The 17,091-nt window shown below is 70.8% G+C and carries 19 protein-coding genes; 9 read left to right on the plus strand and 10 right to left on the minus strand.

Annotation, left to right across the window (positions count from 1 at the left end):
• The first annotated feature begins 139 nt into the window (after positions 1-139).
• Positions 140-697, plus strand: a complete 558-nt coding sequence (locus ACT53U_RS06455; RefSeq protein WP_476153605.1) for a manganese efflux pump MntP — start codon at positions 140-142, stop codon at positions 695-697.
• Between the two features lie 103 nt (positions 698-800).
• Complete coding sequence (locus ACT53U_RS06460) at positions 801-1,292, plus strand: hypothetical protein (RefSeq protein WP_476153606.1); 492 nt, start codon at positions 801-803, stop codon at positions 1,290-1,292.
• A 38-nt stretch (positions 1,293-1,330) separates the two neighbouring features.
• Here the strand turns inward: ACT53U_RS06460 and der are convergent, their stop codons facing one another.
• The 4 genes from der to ACT53U_RS06480 all read right to left on the minus strand — a co-directional run bounded on the left by der (position 1,331) and on the right by ACT53U_RS06480 (position 5,595).
• Positions 1,331-2,749 (minus strand): ribosome biogenesis GTPase Der, encoded by a 1,419-nt coding sequence (gene der, locus ACT53U_RS06465; protein WP_476153607.1) that lies wholly within the window; start codon positions 2,747-2,749, stop codon positions 1,331-1,333.
• Positions 2,750-2,756: 7 nt separating this feature from the next.
• A complete protein-coding gene (locus ACT53U_RS06470) occupies positions 2,757-4,109 on the minus strand; it encodes an outer membrane protein assembly factor BamB family protein (protein WP_476153608.1) in 1,353 nt (450 codons plus the stop codon).
• On the minus strand, positions 4,109-4,777 hold the full coding sequence (locus ACT53U_RS06475; RefSeq protein WP_476153609.1) for a tetratricopeptide repeat protein: 669 nt from the start codon (positions 4,775-4,777) through the stop codon (positions 4,109-4,111). Before ACT53U_RS06475 ends, ACT53U_RS06470 begins: the two co-directional genes overlap by 1 nt.
• Positions 4,778-5,025: 248 nt before the next feature.
• A complete protein-coding gene (locus tag ACT53U_RS06480) occupies positions 5,026-5,595 on the minus strand; it encodes an NnrU family protein (RefSeq protein WP_476153610.1) in 570 nt (189 codons plus the stop codon).
• A gap of 134 nt (positions 5,596-5,729) precedes the next feature.
• Between ACT53U_RS06480 and ACT53U_RS06485 the strand changes: the two genes are divergently transcribed.
• The 3 genes from ACT53U_RS06485 (at position 5,730) to ACT53U_RS06495 (ending at position 7,122) form a co-directional block, all read left to right on the plus strand.
• Positions 5,730-6,023 (plus strand): DUF6156 family protein, encoded by a 294-nt coding sequence (locus ACT53U_RS06485; protein ID WP_476153611.1) that lies wholly within the window; start codon positions 5,730-5,732, stop codon positions 6,021-6,023.
• A gap of 27 nt (positions 6,024-6,050) precedes the next feature.
• Positions 6,051-6,707 carry a cation efflux transmembrane domain-containing protein gene (locus ACT53U_RS06490; RefSeq protein WP_476153612.1) on the plus strand — a complete coding sequence of 219 codons (657 nt, stop codon included), beginning with the start codon at positions 6,051-6,053 and terminating at the stop codon, positions 6,705-6,707.
• A 73-nt stretch (positions 6,708-6,780) separates the two neighbouring features.
• Positions 6,781-7,122 carry a Rieske 2Fe-2S domain-containing protein gene (locus tag ACT53U_RS06495; protein ID WP_476153613.1) on the plus strand — a complete coding sequence of 114 codons (342 nt, stop codon included), beginning with the start codon at positions 6,781-6,783 and terminating at the stop codon, positions 7,120-7,122.
• On the opposite strand, the gene ACT53U_RS06500 is transcribed toward ACT53U_RS06495, so the two are convergent.
• The 3 genes from ACT53U_RS06500 to ACT53U_RS06510 are packed head-to-tail and all read right to left on the minus strand — an operon-like array spanning position 7,114 to position 10,120.
• Positions 7,114-8,256, minus strand: coding sequence for an acetyl-CoA C-acyltransferase (locus tag ACT53U_RS06500; RefSeq protein WP_476153614.1), 1,143 nt, complete (start codon positions 8,254-8,256; stop codon positions 7,114-7,116). The genes ACT53U_RS06495 and ACT53U_RS06500 overlap by 9 nt on opposite strands.
• The gene (locus tag ACT53U_RS06505) at positions 8,256-9,776 is read right to left on the minus strand and encodes an AMP-binding protein (protein ID WP_476153615.1); all 1,521 of its coding nucleotides are present in this window, start codon (positions 9,774-9,776) and stop codon (positions 8,256-8,258) included. Before ACT53U_RS06505 ends, ACT53U_RS06500 begins: the two co-directional genes overlap by 1 nt.
• Entirely contained in the window at positions 9,773-10,120 is a 348-nt protein-coding gene (locus tag ACT53U_RS06510) for an arsenate reductase (RefSeq protein ID WP_476153616.1), read from the minus strand. The genes ACT53U_RS06505 and ACT53U_RS06510 overlap by 4 nt, the downstream gene beginning before the upstream one ends.
• A 138-nt stretch (positions 10,121-10,258) precedes the next feature.
• Between ACT53U_RS06510 and ACT53U_RS06515 the strand changes: the two genes are divergently transcribed.
• Positions 10,259-10,915, plus strand: coding sequence for a lysozyme inhibitor LprI family protein (locus ACT53U_RS06515; protein WP_476153617.1), 657 nt, complete (start codon positions 10,259-10,261; stop codon positions 10,913-10,915).
• A gap of 7 nt (positions 10,916-10,922) precedes the next feature.
• Here ACT53U_RS06515 and ACT53U_RS06520 read toward each other — a convergent pair whose 3' ends face one another.
• Positions 10,923-11,318, minus strand: a complete 396-nt coding sequence (locus ACT53U_RS06520) for a winged helix-turn-helix transcriptional regulator (RefSeq protein ID WP_476153618.1) — start codon at positions 11,316-11,318, stop codon at positions 10,923-10,925.
• Positions 11,319-11,421: 103 nt separating this feature from the next.
• Between ACT53U_RS06520 and ACT53U_RS06525 the strand changes: the two genes are divergently transcribed.
• Together ACT53U_RS06525 and ACT53U_RS06530 are read left to right on the plus strand one after the other, a co-directional pair.
• A complete protein-coding gene (locus ACT53U_RS06525) occupies positions 11,422-12,435 on the plus strand; it encodes a zinc-binding alcohol dehydrogenase family protein (protein ID WP_476153619.1) in 1,014 nt (337 codons plus the stop codon).
• 103 nt (positions 12,436-12,538) lie between these two features.
• Complete coding sequence (locus ACT53U_RS06530; protein WP_476153620.1) at positions 12,539-13,549, plus strand: glutathione S-transferase family protein; 1,011 nt, start codon at positions 12,539-12,541, stop codon at positions 13,547-13,549.
• A 56-nt stretch (positions 13,550-13,605) separates the two neighbouring features.
• On the opposite strand, the gene fdhD is transcribed toward ACT53U_RS06530, so the two are convergent.
• Positions 13,606-14,436, minus strand: coding sequence for a formate dehydrogenase accessory sulfurtransferase FdhD (fdhD, locus tag ACT53U_RS06535; protein ID WP_476153621.1), 831 nt, complete (start codon positions 14,434-14,436; stop codon positions 13,606-13,608).
• A 3-nt stretch (positions 14,437-14,439) separates the two neighbouring features.
• Positions 14,440-15,543, minus strand: coding sequence for an Mrp/NBP35 family ATP-binding protein (locus tag ACT53U_RS06540; RefSeq protein WP_476153622.1), 1,104 nt, complete (start codon positions 15,541-15,543; stop codon positions 14,440-14,442).
• A gap of 441 nt (positions 15,544-15,984) precedes the next feature.
• On the opposite strand from ACT53U_RS06540, the gene ACT53U_RS06545 reads away from it, so the two are divergent.
• Positions 15,985-17,013, plus strand: coding sequence for a LacI family DNA-binding transcriptional regulator (locus tag ACT53U_RS06545; protein WP_476153623.1), 1,029 nt, complete (start codon positions 15,985-15,987; stop codon positions 17,011-17,013).
• Positions 17,014-17,091 lie beyond the last annotated feature (78 nt).

Genomic DNA, 17,091 nt, shown 5'->3' on the forward strand with positions numbered 1-17,091 from the left:
AGCGGGGCCACGTCAACAGGCTCGCGGGGCGACCCGCGTGGTGTGGCCATCCCACTCGGATGACGAGACCGGCGCCGTACACGCCCTTTTTCCGGGGGGTGGTCACGTGCGCCCGTCGTCCCGGAATGCGGATCTCCCGATGACTCTCCTCTCCCTCTTCGTGCTCGCCCTCGGGCTGTCGATCGACGCCTTCGCCGCCGCCATCGGTCGCGGTGCCGCCAACGGCGCACCGCATTTCGGCGCGGCGCTCAAGGGCGCCGCGATCTTCGGCATCACCGAGATGCTGACGCCGATCATCGGTTGGGCGGTCGGCTGGATGTTCTCCGACTGGGTCGAGGCGGTCGATCACTGGATCGCCTTCGGCCTGCTCGCCGCGGTCGGCGGCCACATGGCCTGGCACGCCTGGCAGCGCGACGAGGACGAGCCGCCGCCGGCCACCACCCTCCTCGGCACGATCGGCACCGCCATCGGCACGTCGATCGACGCCATGGCGGTGGGCGTGTCGCTGGCGCTGCTCGACGTCGACATTCGCGTCGCCGCGCCGATCATCGGCGCGACCACCTTCGTCATGACGCTGATCGGGCTTCTGGCCGGCCGTCGCATCGGCGAGGCCGTCGGCCACCGCGCCGAGATCGCCGCCGGCATCGGCCTGGCGCTGATCGGCTGCGGCATCCTCTACAGTCACACGATGGGGTGAGGCCTGCCGCCTGCGCCGCGAACGTCTCGTGGTTCAACGGGTCTTAACCAATTCGTCGTCCAATCGTCGCGGGTGTTCGGGGGAACACGGCGAGGATCGCCTCATGACCAGCATCGCGACGAATCCGACGGCGTCCACCGGCGCGGCGGGGTCGACCGACAGGGTCGGCGTGCGCCACGTGCTCCGCGCCGAGGTGGACGAGGGCAAGATCTCGAAAGCCGACTTCGAGGCCACCACGTCGGCGCTGAAGGCGATCCGAACCGTACGGGCCGAGCAGGAGAGCGCCGAGCCGACGTCGAGCGAGACCCACGGCAAGCGGCCGCGTTTCGACGATCTGGTCGCCGCCCAGGTCCAGGCCGGCAATCTGACGGCGGATCAGGCCAAGATCCTGATCGACGCCAAGGCCTCCGCGAAGGCGGCCAAGTCCGGCGAGCAGGCGGCAGGGACCGAACAGGAAGCGACGGCGATGCGGCAGTTCGCCTCTGCCCTGAGCGGCGCCGGCACGACGACCGCGCCCTACGATCGCAACGGCTCCAACGCCGCGGCGTCGCCCAGCGACGCGTCCTCGGCCCTGCTCGTCGACACCGTCGCCTGATCGCGAGACGACCGCGGGCCGATACGAAGAGCGGCGCCTCAGCGCCGCTCGTTCTTGTCGTGATAGGGGTTGTCGCCGCCGCGAAGCGAAAGGCGCACCGGGATGCCGGTGAAGCCGAAGCGTTCGCGCAGGTCGTTGACCAGATAGCGCGTGTAGCTCTCCGGCAGCACCTCGGGGCGCGAGCAGAAGACGATGAAGTGCGGCGGGCGGGTCTTGGCCTGCGTCGCGTAGCGGATCTTGACGCGACGACCCGACACCGCCGGCGGCGGATGGCGCTCGAGCACGCCTTCGAGCCAGCGGTTGAGGCGCGAGGTCGAGACGCGGCCGTTCCAGGTCTCGTGGACCTGATCGACCGCCTTGAGGAGCTCGTCGAGACCGTCGCCCATCAGGCCGGAGATGCGGACGAGCGGCACGCCGCGGACCTGCGGCAGCAGGCGATCGCAGGTCTCGCGGGCGTCCTTCCAGGCCTTGACCCGGTCCTCGATCAGATCCCACTTGTTGAGCGCGATGACGAGGGCGCGGCCCTCCTTCACCACCAGATCGACGATCTGGAGATCCTGCTTCTCGAAGGGGATGGTGGCGTCGAGGCAGACCACCACGACCTCGGCGAAGCGGATGGCGCGCAGCGCGTCGGCGACCGAGAGCTTCTCGAGCTTGTCCTGGACGCGCGACTTGCGGCGCAGACCGGCCGTGTCGAACAGCTTCACCGGACGTCCGCGCCATTCCCAGTCGACCGAGATCGAATCGCGGGTGATGCCGGCCTCGGGGCCGGTCAGCATGCGGTCCTCGCCGATCAGCTGGTTGATCAGCGTCGACTTGCCGGCGTTGGGGCGACCGGTGACGGCGATGCGCAGCGGCATCTTGCGGCGCTTCTCGCGCTCGGCCGCCTCGTCGAGTTCATCGTCGGCGTCGAAGACGGCGACGTCGGTCTCGGCCGCCTCACCGTCGGAGGCCGCGTCATGCAGGTCGACGAAGGGCTGGAGCGCGCCGTAGAGGTCGGCCATGCCCTCGCCGTGCTCGGCGGAGATGGCGATCGGATCGCCGAAGCCGAGTTCCCACGCCTCCCAGGCGCCGGCCTCGCCGACCTTGCCTTCCGCCTTGTTGGCGACGAGCACCACCGGCACGTCGGTGCGGCGGAGCATCTCGGCGAAGGTGTGGTCGAGCGGCAGCAGACCCGAACGGGCGTCGATGACGAAGAGGCAGACGTCGGCGGTGCGGATCGCCTCCTCCGTCTGGGCGCGCATGCGGCCCGACAGGCTCTCGGCGTCGGCTTCTTCCAGGCCGGCGGTGTCGACGGCGGTGAAGGTGAGGTCGCCGAGCTTGGCCTCGCCGGGACGACGGTCGCGGGTGACGCCCGGCGTGTCGTCGACGAGGGCCAGCTTCTTGCCGACCAGACGATTGAACAGCGTCGACTTGCCGACGTTGGGCCGGCCGACGATGGCTACGATTGCGGACATGAACGACTCACTCCCAGGCCGAGAGCGTGCCGTCGGCGGCCAGCGTCAGGATCTTGCCGGAAACGGCGATGGGCGAAATCATCACCGGCTTGCCGCCGGTCTGCGTGCCGCTGACACGGCCGGAGACGGCGTCGACGGCGATCAGGCCGCCCTCGTTGGAGGCGAGCCAGAGATTGCCGCCGGCGAGCACCGGACCGGCCCAGAGGGTGCGCTTCTTCTTGGCCTTGGTGGCCGGAAGGCGCGTCGCCCACAGGACCTCGCCCGACTTGCGGTCGAGGGCGGTCAGCGAATTGTCGAGGTCGACCATGAAGACGGCGTTGCCCGAGACGACCGGCGTGTGGGCCGAGCCGAAGGCGACGTCCCAGACGCGGCGGCCGGACTTCAGCTCGATCGCTACGGTGCGGCTGCCGACGCCGGTGGCGTAGACGACGCCGTCGGCGACGACCGGGCTCGCCGAGATGGTCGAGAAGCCTGAGACGGCATAGGCGCGACCGGCACGGGCGAGGCTGTCGTTCCAGATCGGCTGGCCCTTCTTCTCGTCGAGCGCGACGATCTCGCCCGAGGTGAAGGGAACGACCACCACGCCGCCGACCACGGCGGGCGAGTTGGTGGAGAGCAGGTTGCCGTTCTCCGGCACGCCGCGGTAGTTCCAGACCTCCGTGCCGTCGGCGGCGGAGAGCGCCAGGACGGTGTTCGACTGGGTCACGACGTAGATGTGGCCGCCGGCGATGGTGGGGGCCGAACGGGCCGGCTCGCCGAGCTTCTTCTCCCACAGCTTGGCGCCCGAATCGGCATCGAGCGCGACGATGTCGCCCCAGGCGGTGGCGGCATAGACGCGGGCACCGTCGGAGCCGAGACCGCCGGTGGTGGCCTGGTTGTCGCGGTCGCCCGGACGCAGGGCGGCGGTCCAGGAGGTACCGCCGGCGAGCGAGACCGCCGTCACGTTGCCGTTGGGATCGAGCACGTAGGCGCGGCCGCCGACGGCGATCGGGCCGACGAAGGCGCGGACGTCCTCGCGCATGAAGGAGCCGGAGCCGACGTTGCCGGCGCGGGTCGACCAGGTGTTGGTGCCGCCGGAGCCGTTGAGCGCGACGTTGCCGGCGTCGTTGCCGGCGGGGCCGCCGACCGAGGTCCAGGCCGAGACCGAGCGGGCGCCGCCGATCGAGACCGGCTTCTGCTTGGCGTTCTGCAGCGGGCTCTGGTCGGCGAGAACGTCGACGCGGTCGCCCGGCAGCGGCTTCTTGCTGTCGCCGAACGGGTTCACCGCGGCGATGGCGTCCTGGACGTCGTCGGTGGAGGAACAGGCGGAGAGCGGCGCGGCGAGGGCGGCGAGAAGAGCGAGGCGACGGAGACGGGACATCAATCGGCCTTTCCGGCAGAACCTTGCGCCTTGATCAGCGCGCTGATGACGGCGAGACGCTCGAGAACGTCGCGGGGCGTGTCGGCGGCGGCTTCGAGCTCGCCGATCCGACGGGCGGCGGCGGCGACGTCGCCGGCCTTCCAGGCGGCGAGGACCAGAACCTCGGCGGCCTCGGCACGATAGGGGTTGCCGGCGGCGGCCAGCGGCGTGGCGCGAGCCTCGATCGCCGCACGTTCCTCGACGTCGAGGGCGAGATAGGCGGCGCGGATGCGGGCCATCTCGGCGACGCGCTTCGGCGTCGATCCGGAGGCGGCGAGCGCGTCGAAGGCGGCGAGCGCCTTGTAGAGTTCACCGGCCTCGGCACGGGCACCGGCGGCGCGCATGGCGGCGAGCGCGGGATAGCCGCCGGAGCTCTTGGCGGCGATCGCCAGGAAGGCCTCCTCGGCCGCCTTGGCGTCACCCGCCTCGGCCTGACGCGAGGCCGCGACGAAGGCGTCGCCGAAGGCCTCGGCCTGCTTCATGCGGTTGTGCTCGAAGAAGCGCCAGCCGGCGACGGCGAGGACGATCGCGACGGCGGCCACCAGGATGAAGATCCCCCAGCGATCCCAGAGCTTCTTCATCTTCTCCTGGCGAAGTTCCTCGTCGATCTCGTTGAAGATGTCGGCCATATGCTCCGCCCGTTCGCGTCCGTGCCCCCCTTCGGGGGCGAGTTCCGGTGTCGCGTCGCAGGCCGGGATCGGGTCCCGGCGGATACGACGAAATATGTCCGGCGAAGCGTGGCCTGCCGGATGCCGGCGCACCATACCCTTTCCCCACGCCCCCCGCAAACCCGGCGAGACGCGGGGACGAGCCACCCGCGTCGCCTCATTCCCTGCCAATCGCAGCGATTTCGTGGCGAAGGGCGCGCAGGTCGACCTCACGGCAGCGGGGCGATGCCGATCAGCCACAGGTGACCCTTCCACAGGAGGAGCCCCCAGACCGCGACGCCGGCGACGATCGCCGCGAGATCGGCCCGGCCGAAGGGCGGGATCGGACCGGTCGCCGGCTTGCGGCGGGCGAGCGACAGCCGGGCGGCGAGCCCCCAGGCGAGGAAGACGGACGCGAGCAGCACCGCCGGCGCCGATGACACCGCGAGAAGGTGGCCGGCCGCCCACAGGACGACGCCGGTCACCATGGGATGGCCGACCCGCCGGGCGATCCAGCCGGGGCGGAACGAGGCGAAGATCAGCGGGAAGACCGGCAGCAGCACCAGGAGCGCGACATGGCGCAGGCCGACCTGCGGCGTCAGCCAGGGGTCGGGACCGGCGGCACGCGCCCGGGCGAAGCCCCAGACGATCAGCACCATGCCGATCAGCGCAATCAGCGAATGGATGCCGCGCCACGGGTCGGCGCCGACGCGGGCGATGAGGACGGCGCGCAACGGCGGCACCATCGGCACGGTGTGGACGAGGACGAAGAGGGCGAGGCCGAGGGCGAGGAGGGTCATGACGGGCTCCGGACGCGACGACGATAGTCCCCGAGACGACCACCGCGCCGGTTGCCGGACAAGTCCGAAAATGCGGCATCGACCTTGCTTGGCCCCGCCACGCCGACCCGTCGGCATCACGCGAGGAGACACCGATGTCGCATCCCCCGCCGCTCCGCGAGGGCGAGAGCCTCCGCCACTTCGTCACCTATTCGGGTATTCGCCCGCCGGTCCGGTTGGTCGAGCCGATCGACGAGGGTGCGATGGGCCACCGCAACACCTTTGTCCGAGCCGTCTTCGACGCCGCCGACCGGCTGGTGCGTTTCGACAAGATGGTCTACGGCGCCTCGGAGTTGACCCACGTCTACGTCTGGGGCGACGATGGGCGCCTCGCTTCGGCCGAGATCACCGCCGGCGAGGAAACGACACGGCTCGACTTCACGCCCTGAGGCGACCGGAAGGGAGAGGACGACGACATGGCCTGTGCCTGCGGCAGCTCCTGCGCATCGGAAAAGGCGGCGCCGCGCGGCGTCGATCCGCGTTGGACTCGGGCGCTGTGGATCGCCTTCGCGATCAACGCCGGCATGTTCCTAGCCGAGATCGGCGCCGGCCTCGTCGCCGGATCGACGGCGCTGCAGGCCGACGCACTCGACTTCCTCGGCGACGCCGTCAACTACGCCATCGCCCTCTGGGTCGCCGCGTTCGCCCTCGTCTGGCGGGCGCGGGCGGCGTATCTCAAGGGCATCGGCCTCGTCGTCCTCGGCCTGTGGGTGGCGGGCTCGACCGTCGCCCATCTCGTCGCCGGCACGGTGCCGGAGGCCGGGATCATGGGCGTCGTCGGCTTCGTCGCGCTCGTCGCCAACGGCGCGGTGGCGCTGATGCTGTGGCGCTTCCGCGACGGCGACAGCAACATGCGCTCGGTGTGGATCTGCTCGCGCAACGACGCGATCGGCAATCTCGCGGTGCTCGCCGCCGCGGCCGGCGTCTTCGGCACCGGCGCCGGCTGGCCCGACGCGATCGTCGCCGCGATCATGGCGGCGCTGTCGATCTCCGGCGGCCTCGCCATCGTCCGCCACGCCCGCGCCGATCTCGCCTCCGTCGCCGAGCCGCCGCTCGCCGCCTCGGCCGAATGATCCGCCCGGCACCGAACTTGCTCCGCCTTCGCGAGAGCCGACGCGTCTGTCGGACTTGCGACAGGAGGGAGCGATGTTCCACCGGGTGATGGAGGCATCGGCGCTCACGGAAGGGGCGATGGAGGTGGTGGCGATCGAGCGCAAGCGCTGGCTGATCGTCTGGCCGACCGGCGACGAACCGCGCGCCTATCGGGCGCTCTGCCCCCACAACGAATCGAGCCTCGTCGAAGCGAGTTTCGACGGCCGCACCATCGTCTGCCCGCACCACGCCTGGCGCTTCGAGGGGACGAGCGGGACCTGCATCTCAGGCCAGCGCTGCGACCCCGTCCGCGCCTATCCGCTGAAGATCGAGGACGGCGGCATCTTCGTCGACGTGCCGGAGAAGAAGAAGCGCGAGGCGGTCGCCTCAGTCTGAGAGCGTCACCGCCTCGACCAGTACCGCGGTGCCGAGCCCGCCGGCCGCGGCGATCGCGACCAGCGCCCGCTCGCCCGGCGCCAGCCGGTGGGCGAGATCGGCGAGGATCACCGCGCCCGAGGCGCCGATCGGGTGGCCGCGGGCGAGCATGCCGCCGTGACGGCAGGCGATCTCGGCCGGAACAGTGAGGTCTTCGAGGAAGACCATCGCCTGGACGGCGAAGGCCTCCATGATCTCGACCGCGGCGAGATCGGCGATCGTCACGCCCGCCTTTGCCATGACCTGCCGCGCCGCGGCGATCGGGGCGAGCGGCGGCATCGCCGGATCGCCGCCGACGCGCGCCGAAGCGAGGAGCCGCAGGGCCTTCGTCGCGCCGAGCGCCTTCGCCTTCTCGGCCGAGACGACGACGAGCGCGGCGGCGGCATCGGCCTCGACTGCGGTCGTCGCGGCAGTCAGCCCATGGACGGCGTCACCGGCGATGACCGGCAGACGCGCCGCGAGCGCCGGCGAGAGTGCGCGGACGAAGGCGTCGCGATCCAGCCCCTCCAGCGCGACGATCGCCGGCGAGGGGCCGGCGGCGCGGGCATGGGCGTGGGAGGCGACGGCGTAAGCTTCCTGTGCCGCACGGGTGATGCCACGCGCTGCGGCGAGTGCGGCGGCAGCGTCGAGCATGTCGGGGTCTCGGTCGGCGAAGGGCGAGAACGGCGGCCGGTCGTAGGCGACCGGCGCCTCGTCGCGGCTCTTCGGCCGGCGCATGCGGATCGGCGCGCGGGAGAAGCTCTCGACGCCGCCGGCGACCACGGCCTCCGCCTCGCCCGCCGCCACCCGATGGGCGGCGAGGAGCACGGCATCGAGACCGGAGCAGCACTGGGTATCGAGGCTCGAGGCCGGGACGTGCTCGGGCAGCCCGGCGGCCAGCGCCGCGAGACGGGCGGGGTTACCGCCGGCGCCGAGCGCATTGCCGAAGATCACCTCGTCGACCGCGTCCGGCGCGAGACCGGCGTCGGCGAGGGCGGCGCGGATCGCCGGGGCGGCGAGTTCGTGGGGATCCAGCTGCGCGAAGGCGCCGCCGCGCGGGACGACGGCGGTGCGCCGGGCGGCGACGATCAACGGCCGGGCGGGGCGAGCCTGCATCAGACGATCTCCTCCACCTCGCCGCGCGCGAAGGCACGGGCGACCGCCGGGAAGTCGGTCTTGCCCGAAGCGGTCAGCGGCCAGGGAGCGAGACGATACCACCGCGTCGGCACCAGGGCAGCCGCCAGCCGCGCCCGACACCAGGCCACGAGATCGGCGCGGTCGAGCGCCCCCTCCCCCGGCGCCACCACCGCCGCCAGCCGTTCGCCGCGGCGGGCGTCGGAGAGCCCCAGCACGGCGCTGGCGGCGACGCTCGGGTGGGCATCGGCGACGCGTTCGACCTCCTCGGGGAAGACGTTCTTGCCGGAGGTGACGATCATCCGCTTCCACCGGCCGCAGAGGTGGAGGAAGCCGCGCTCGTCGAGGAAGCCGGCATCGCCGACCCCGACCTCGTCGCCGAAGCGCAGGCAGGCCTCGCCGTCCTCGTCGCCGCAGGCGTAGTCCATGAAGACGAAGTCCGACACGACGTGGACGAGGCCGCGCCGGCCGCGCGGCAACCGGCGACCCGCCCGGTCGCGGATCGTCACCTCGACGCCGACGAAGGGTCGGCCGACCGAGCCCGGCGGCACGTCCTCGTCGCGGCGGGCGAGCGCCACGAAGGAGAGTTCGGAGGCGCCGTAGAACTCGGCGAAGAGGGCGTTGGGCGCGCGGGCCGCGAGCCGCGGCGTCTCGCGCTCCGGCCATTTGGCGCCCGAGGCGAGGACGAGACGGAGGCCGTCGAAGGTCTCGCCAGCTCGTTCGGCCCGTTCGACCACCAGGGCGATCTGGGTCGGCACGCCCCAGAGCACGGTCGCGCGCCCCTCGCGCACCAGGCGCGTCGCCGCCTCGGGGCGGAAGCGCGGCAGGGCGAGGACGGTCGCCCCGGCATGGAGGCCCGACAGCACCGCATAGAGGAAGAGCGAATGGGTGAAGTGGCCGGGGGCAGCGACCACATCGCTCGGCCCGGTCGCGAATTCCCGCCGCTCCGACAGGAAAGACGCCACCCACGAGCGCTGCGAGCGGCGGTAGCCCTTGGGCATGCCGGTCGAGCCGGAGGTGAAGCCGACGTAGAAGGCGCTTCCCGGATAGGGCGCGGCGAGCGGGCCGGCCACCGGCGGTGCGAGTTCCGGCCAGTCGGCGAAGGCGAGGCCCGGCGGGACGACATGGACGCGGGCGGGATCGATGCCGCCGCCGGTCCGATCCGCCGCATGCTCGCCGACCAGCACCGCCGGGGCGAGACGGGCGAGGACGGTCGCCGCGGTCGCCGGCGGCCAGGCGGGATCGAGCACCTGCGCCTCACGCCCGGCACGCGCCGCGGCGAGCACCAGCACGATCATCCCGACGGAATTGGAAAGCCGCAGCGCCACCCCGCCCGGCGGCAGCGCGGCGATCTCGCGCGCGCGTCCCTCGACGGCGGCATGGAGCGCGGCCCAGGTCAGCCGATCCTCTCCGATCCGGAGCGCCGGCGCCTCACCCCGCGCGGCGGCATGGGCGGCGAGCGGGGCGACGAGGTGATCCGTCCTCGAAGGCGCGAGCGTCATCCGACGAATCGCTCCCATTCCTCCGGGCGGAAGCCGACGAGGATCGCGTCGCCGCGGGTCAGAACCGGGCGCTTGATCATCGACGGCTGGGCGACCATCAGGGCGATAGCCTTGGCCTCGTCGAGGTCGGCGCGGGCCGCGTCGGGGAGCTTGCGGAAGGTGGTGCCGGAGCGGTTGAGGAGCTTCTCCCAGCCGACCTTCGCCGCCCAGCCGGCCAGCCGTTCCGCCGTCACGCCCTCGAGTTTGTAGTCGTGGAAGACATGGGGCACGCCGCGCGTCTCCAGGAAGGTCCGCGCCTTCTTCATGGTGTCGCAGGCCTTGATGCCGAAGATCTCGATGGTCATGCGCGAAGCCCTTGCCGCCCGTTGCCGTTGCGGTTCGACCATAGCGCGGCGAAATCCGAATCCAATGCGCGCGTCCCTCTTCCGCGCGCCGATCCACACGCCATAATCGTCGCGAGGCGTCGGACCTCGGGGGGTATCATGGCGAAGTTCGGACTGGTCGCTTTCACGTTTTCGGTCGCGCTGCCCACCGCCGCGCTCGCCGGCCCGCCGTCCTTCGACTGCAAGGCGATGAGCGGCGCGGCGGAGAAGGCGATCTGCGCCTCGGCGCCGCTCTCGGCGCTCGATGTCAAGATCGCCGACGCCTACGGCCGCGCCCGCGCCGGGCTGACTGCCGTCGGCCGCGAGGTCCTGAAGCACCATCAGAAGATCTTCCTCGACGTCCGCGATCAGGCCGCTCAACAGAAGGGCGACCTGCAGTCGCTGCTCGCCGATCAGCTCGCCTTCCTCAGGACGATCGACACGCGGCCGCGCACGGGCGTCGGCGGCGCCTGGCGCAATGCCTTCGGCACGGTGACGATCAAGGGTCAGGGCGGGGCCGCGAAGGTCGCGGTCTCGACCGCCGAGCCGCAGACCGGGCGCTGGGTCTGCGAGGTCGAGGGCGGGGTCGAGGCGACGGCGAACGGCTGGTCGGTGAAGCTCGACCCGGACCTCGCCGAGGGCTGGAGCCTGAGGCTCGCACCGCACGACGGCGTACTGCGCGTGGTGGCGCTGCCGCCGAAGCCCGATTCGGTCGAGGCGCCGTTCTGCGGCAATGCCGGTACGGTCGAAGGCGACTATCTGCCGATTGCCGAGTGAGCGAGCCTCAGGCGGCGGAGGCGGTGTCGGGCGCGGTTTCGGCCGCGCTCGCGGCCGAAGGCCGGCCGAAACGGTCGAGATTGGCATCGCCCCAGACCTTCAGGGCGAGGAGAATGCCCTCCATCGAACGGCCGAGCGGCGTCAGGCTGTATTCCACCTTGGGCGGCACCTGCGGATAGACTCGGCGTTCGACCAGCCCGTCGATCTCGAGCTCGCGCAGTTGGTTGGTCAGCATGCGCGCCGTGACGCGCGGCAGGATGCGGCGGATCTCGCCGAAGCGCAGCGTGCGGCCGAGCAGGTGGAACATCACCACCGACTTCCATTTGCCGTCGATCAGCCCGATCGCCGCCTCGACCGAACAGCCGGGTGCGCAGTCGAAGCGCGAGAAGCGGGCCTTGGCCATGACAGTATCCTTTTCGACAGTATGGGCGAATTTTGTGCGTATTGGCGATGATCGATCATAGTCCCATGTTGGAGCGACGACAAACCCACCGGAGCCGACACCCATGAAAGCCATCGTCTACCGCGCCGCCGGTCCGATCGACCGCGACGACGCCCTGATCGACGTCACCCTGCCCGACCCCGTCGCCCACGGCCGCGATCTGCTGGTCGCGGTCCGCGCCGTCTCGGTCAATCCGGTCGACACCAAGGTCCGCCGCAAGAGCGAGCCCGCGCCGGGCGACGTCCGAGTGCTCGGTTTCGACGCGGTCGGGCGCGTGGTCGGCGTCGGCGAGGCGGTCGAGGGCTTCGCCGTCGGCGACGACGTCTGGTACGCCGGGTCGATCGCCCGGCCGGGCTCGAACGCCGAGCTGCATCTGGTCGACGAGCGCATCGTCGGCCATCGGCCGAAGACGCTCGCCGACGCCGAGGCGGCGGCGCTGCCGCTGACCGCCATCACCGCCTGGGAGATGCTGTTCGACCGGCTCGACGTGCGCCGGCCGGTCACCGGTGCGACGAAGGCGATCGTCATCGTCGGCGGGGCGGGCGGCGTCGGCTCGATCGCCGTCCAGCTCGCCCGCGCGCTGACCGACCTCACGGTGATCGCCACCGCCTCGCGGCCGGAGACGCAGGCCTGGGTCAGGGAACTCGGCGCCCATCACGTCGTCGACCATTCCCGGCCGATCGCCGAACAGGTGGCGGCCCTCGGCCTCGGCGCGCCGGCCTTCGTCTTCTCGACGACGGAGACGGCGCGGCATCTCGAAGAGATTGCCGCGCTGATCGCGCCGCAGGGGCGTTTCGGCCTGATCGACGATCCGGCGTCGCTCGACGTCTCGCTCTTCAAGCGCAAGTCGGTGTCGATCCATTGGGAGCTGATGTTCACCCGGTCCCTGTTCGAGACCGCCGACATGGCCGAACAGGGTCGTCTGCTCGACGAGGTCGCCGCGCTCGTCGATGCGGGGCGTATCCGCACCACCTCGACCGAGGTGTTGCGCCCGATCGACGCCGCCAACCTGAAGCGGGCCCATGCGCTGGTCGAGAGCGGCCGCGCCCGCGGCAAGGTGGTGCTCGAGGGTTTCTGATCGTCGTCCGAAATCGAACGATCCGTCGCCGTCCGTCGGGCTTTCGCGGCGGGCGGCGATCACCGATGGTCCTCGGCAGCAACGCACTGCCGAGGATACGCCCATGCCGCAACTCCTGAACGGTCGCTGGGTCGAGGACGAGGTCGCCGCATCCGAGATGCGCGACGGCGCCTTCCACCGCGAGCCGACCCGCTTCCGCCGCTGGATCACCGCCGACGGTGGCCCGGTCGATCCCGACATCCTGACGCCGGAACTCGCCGGCACCTCGCCCGAGACGCTGCCGGCGGAGGCCGGACGCTACCGGCTCTATGTCGCGAAGATCTGCCCCTGGGCGAGCCGCACGCTGATCTGGCGGGCGCTCGAGGGGCTCGACGACGCGATCTCGGTCGTGGTGGCGAACCCGGAACTCGGCGAGAACGGCTGGAGCTTCCGCGACGCCGACGGGACCTCGCGCGACGACGTCGAGGGCATCGAGCACCTCTGGCAGCTCTATCTGAAGGCCGATCCGTCTCTGACCGGCAAGGTCTCGGTGCCGGTGCTGTGGGACACGAAGACGAAGACGATCGTCAACAACGAGTCGGCCGACATCGTCCGCATGCTCGACACCGCCTTCGATGCCTTCGCGAAACATCCGGTCGATCTCTATCCGGTCGAACATCGCGCGGCGATCGACGACTGGAACGCCCGGATCTACGGGAGCCTCAACAACGGCGTCTACCGCGCCGGCTTCGCCAAGACGCAGGCCGCCTACGAGGCCGCCTTCGACGACGTCTTCGCCACGCTCGATGCGCTCGAGGCGCATCTCACGACCCGCCGCTTCCTCACGGCGGAGCGGCCGCTCGAGGCGGACTTCCGGCTGTTCGTGACGCTGGTGCGGTTCGATGCCGCCTATCACGGGCTCTTCAAGTGCAATCTGCGCCGGATCGCCGAATACCCGGCGCTCGCCGGCTACATGCGCGATCTCCACCAGTGGCCGGGCGTCGCCGAGACGGTGTCGATCGACGCGATCAAGCGCGGCTACTGGTCGATCCGCCACCTCAACCCGACCGGCATCGTGCCCAAGGGTCCGGCCTTCGACTTCGATGCGCCGCACGAACGAGAGGGACTCGCCTAAAAATGACCGAATTCCGGTTCATCGTGCGAAAATCGTCGAATGAACTGAAATTAAGTTCATTCGAAGCGATCGGACGCCGCGTAGACGGTGAAACGGGCATCGCGGGCGAAGGCGGCGAGGCCGACGCCGAGCCTTTCGGCGAGGTCGATCGCCAGTCCCGTCGGCGCCGAGACCGAGACGATGGCGCCGCTGCCGGCGGCGGCGACCTTGTGGACCATCTCGTAGGAGCAGCGGCTCGACACAACGACGAAGCCGGCCGTCGCGTCGACGCCCACCGCCGCCAGGCCACCGACCAGCTTGTCGACGGCGTTGTGGCGGCCGACATCCTCGCGCACCATGACGATCCGGCCTTCGACGTCGGCGAAGGCCGCGGCATGGGTGGCGCCGGTGGCGCGGTTGAGCGGCAGATCGGCGCCGAAGCCGTCGACGGCGCGATGGATCGCCTCGGCCGAGAAGCGCGCCGTGGTCATGGGCCGCGACACGGGACGCATCGCCTCGGCGATGGTGTCGACACCGCAGAGGCCGCAGCCGGTACGTCCGGCGAGCGCGCGGGTGCGGGCGCGCAGCGCCAGGCCGCGCGCCTCCGACACGGTCAGCCGCACCTCCCAGCCGCGCGCCACCTTCTCGACCTCGACCGCCTCGCATTCGTCGATCGCGTCGACGATGCCTTCGGTCAGGGCGAAGCCGCGCGCGAAGTCCTCGAGATCGGCGGGCGAGGCCATCATCACCGCGAAGGCGTTGCGATTGACCACCAGGGCGATCGGCACCTCCTCGGCGACGGTCTCGTCGAGGTGGCGGCGGCCGCCGCCGTCACGGCGTTCGGCGACGCGCGTCGACGAGCCGGCCGCGACGACCGCGGGGTTCGAAGGCCGCACGTCGCCGTCCATCGCTCACTCCATCACGATGCGCGGACGGACACGGCCGGCGGTGCCGAAGAGGCGATCCCGCACGGCTTCGGCGATGGCGCCGTAGACCTTGGCGTGCGGGCCTTCCGGGTCCTCGACGACGATCGGACGGCCGCCGTCGGAGCCCTCGCGGATCGCCATGGCGAGCGGCACCTCACCGAGGAAGGGCACGCCCATCTTCGCCGCTTCGGCGCGGGCGCCGCCGTGGGAGAAGATGTCGTGGCGGGTGCCGCAGTTCGGACAGACGAAATAGGACATGTTCTCGACGACGCCGAGGATCGGCACCTCGACCTTCTCGAACATGGCGACGCCGCGACGGGCGTCGATCAGGGCGAGGTCCTGCGGCGTCGAGACGATGACGGCGCCGGCGAGCGGCACCTGCTGGGCGAGCGTCAGCTGGGTGTCGCCGGTGCCGGGCGGCATGTCGACGACGAGCACGTCGAGGGCGCCCCAGGCGACGTCGCGCAGCAGCTGGGTGACGGCGCTCATCACCATCGGGCCGCGCCAGATCATCGGCGCATCCTCGTCGACCAGGAAGCCGATCGACATCACGGAGATGCCGGCGACCTGGATCGGCAGAATCTTGCCGTCCACCATCTCGGGCTGGCGGCCGGTCAGGCCGAAGATCTTGGGCACCGAGGGACCGTAGACGTCGGCATCGAGCAGACCGACCTTGAGGCCGAGGCGCGAGAGCGCCAGCGCGAAGTTCGCCGAGGTGGTCGACTTGCCGACGCCGCCCTTGCCGGAGGCGACGGCGACGACGTGGCGGACGTCCGGCACGAGGCTCGGCTTGTCGGCGGCCTGCGGGGCGGGCGCCTTGGGCGCGGGGGCCTGCGAGGCGGGGCGCTCGGCGGTCAGCGAGACCAGCGTGGACTCGACGCCGGGCAGCGCGGCGACGGCCGCCTCGGCCGCCTTGCGCATCGGCTCCATCGCCGCGGCGCGGGCGGGATCGACGGCGATCGAGAAACAGACGCGGCCGCCCTCGACCAGAATCTCCGACAGGGCACCGGAGGCGGCGAGCGACTGTCGTCCGTCGGGCCCGGCAACGGTGGCCAATGCTTGCAGGACGGCTTCGCGGGAAATGGGCATGGACGATCTCCGGACATCGCGGACGGGCGTTGGTCGCTCTCGTCTCCGATAGACACTCCCCCGACGCGTGCGTCAACGGTCGATGCAGCACGGTGCCGTCAAGTGACGCTAACGTCGAGACGTCTCCTCAGAAGTTCTACCGAGGGTGGGACTTCGGTCCGCAACGTCGTCACCCGCAGTCGGGGCAGGAGCGGCAAGCTGCCTACCATACCTGCCATTTCGACGCAGTGCAGCTATTCCTTTTGCATTCGATGCGATCTCGAGTCAACATTCAATCAGTTGAGATTAATTTTCTCTTCATTTTGAGAAATTTCACAAGAATGCATTGAAGTCATATCTGGGATTCCGGAACACTATTTCGATTGACCTCAGCTCAACGCGCCAATATACAAGAAAATTACATAAAACTCGACGACCGCACGAGCTGAATCGAGACGTTTCATGGCCCTGCGCGACATTGCACTGAAACTCGGCTTGAGCGTTACGACGGTGTCGCGCGCGCTCGCCGATTATTCGGATGTCGCGGCCGAGACGCGCCGTCGTGTTCGCGCCGAAGCGGAGCGGATCGGCTACGTTCCCAACGCCATGGCCCGTCGGCTGCGCAAGGGGCGCACCGACGCGATCGGTGTGGCGGTGCCCTGCGGAGCGGGCACGCTCGAGGACACGTTCCTGTCGACGGCGCTGGTCGGTGCCTGGTCGCGGCTGGCCGAGTTCGCACAGGATCTGATGCTGCTGCCGTCGGCGGACGGCGCTTCCGGCGGCGACGATCGCGACGGCCTCGCCTTCCGGCGCGCGGTGACGGAGCGACGGGTCGACGGCATGATCATCGTGCGACCGCGGCGCGACGATCCGCGCATCGCGACGCTGCGGACGGCGGGCATGCCCTTCGTGCTGCTGGACGGTTCCGCCTGCGGACACGAAGACGTCGCGGCGATCGGCTCAGACGAGGCGCGCGCCGCGCGGATGGTGTGCGAGCGGTTGGCGGCGCTCGGCCACACCGGCCTGACCTGTGTCGGCCCGACCGAGGACTTCGACTTCGCCCTCGCCCGTTTCGAGCAGTTCGAGACGGCTGCCGCCGAACTGGGACTGCGCTTCGACAAGGCGACGGCCCCGCTCTCGGCCGCCGGGGGACGCGAGGCGACCGAACGCCTCGTCGCCGGGCCCGATCCGGCTCCGACCGCCATCGTCTTCCTCACCAACCGCATGGCGATCGGCGGCATGGCCGCCTTGGCACGGAGCCGACACGAGATCGGACGCGACGTCTCGACGATCACCTTCGGCGACAGCCACACGCTGCACCACGCGGTGCCCGAGGTCACGGTCGTGCGGCCACAGACGCACGACATGGCGCGTCACGCGGTCGACGCGCTTCTGGCGATGCGCGACCGGCGCCCCTTCGATCTCATCCGCCATTGGGTGCCGACGCTCGATCTGCGCCAGTCCGACCGACGGATGCGGCCTTTGGCGTGAGATCTCACGCCAAAGGCCGAAGGTGCCGACGCACCCGGCCTTTGCAGACACGCGCATTTCCCATTTGCATCAGGGCAA

It is taken from the genome of Pinisolibacter sp. DMC19, from assembly GCF_056313985.1.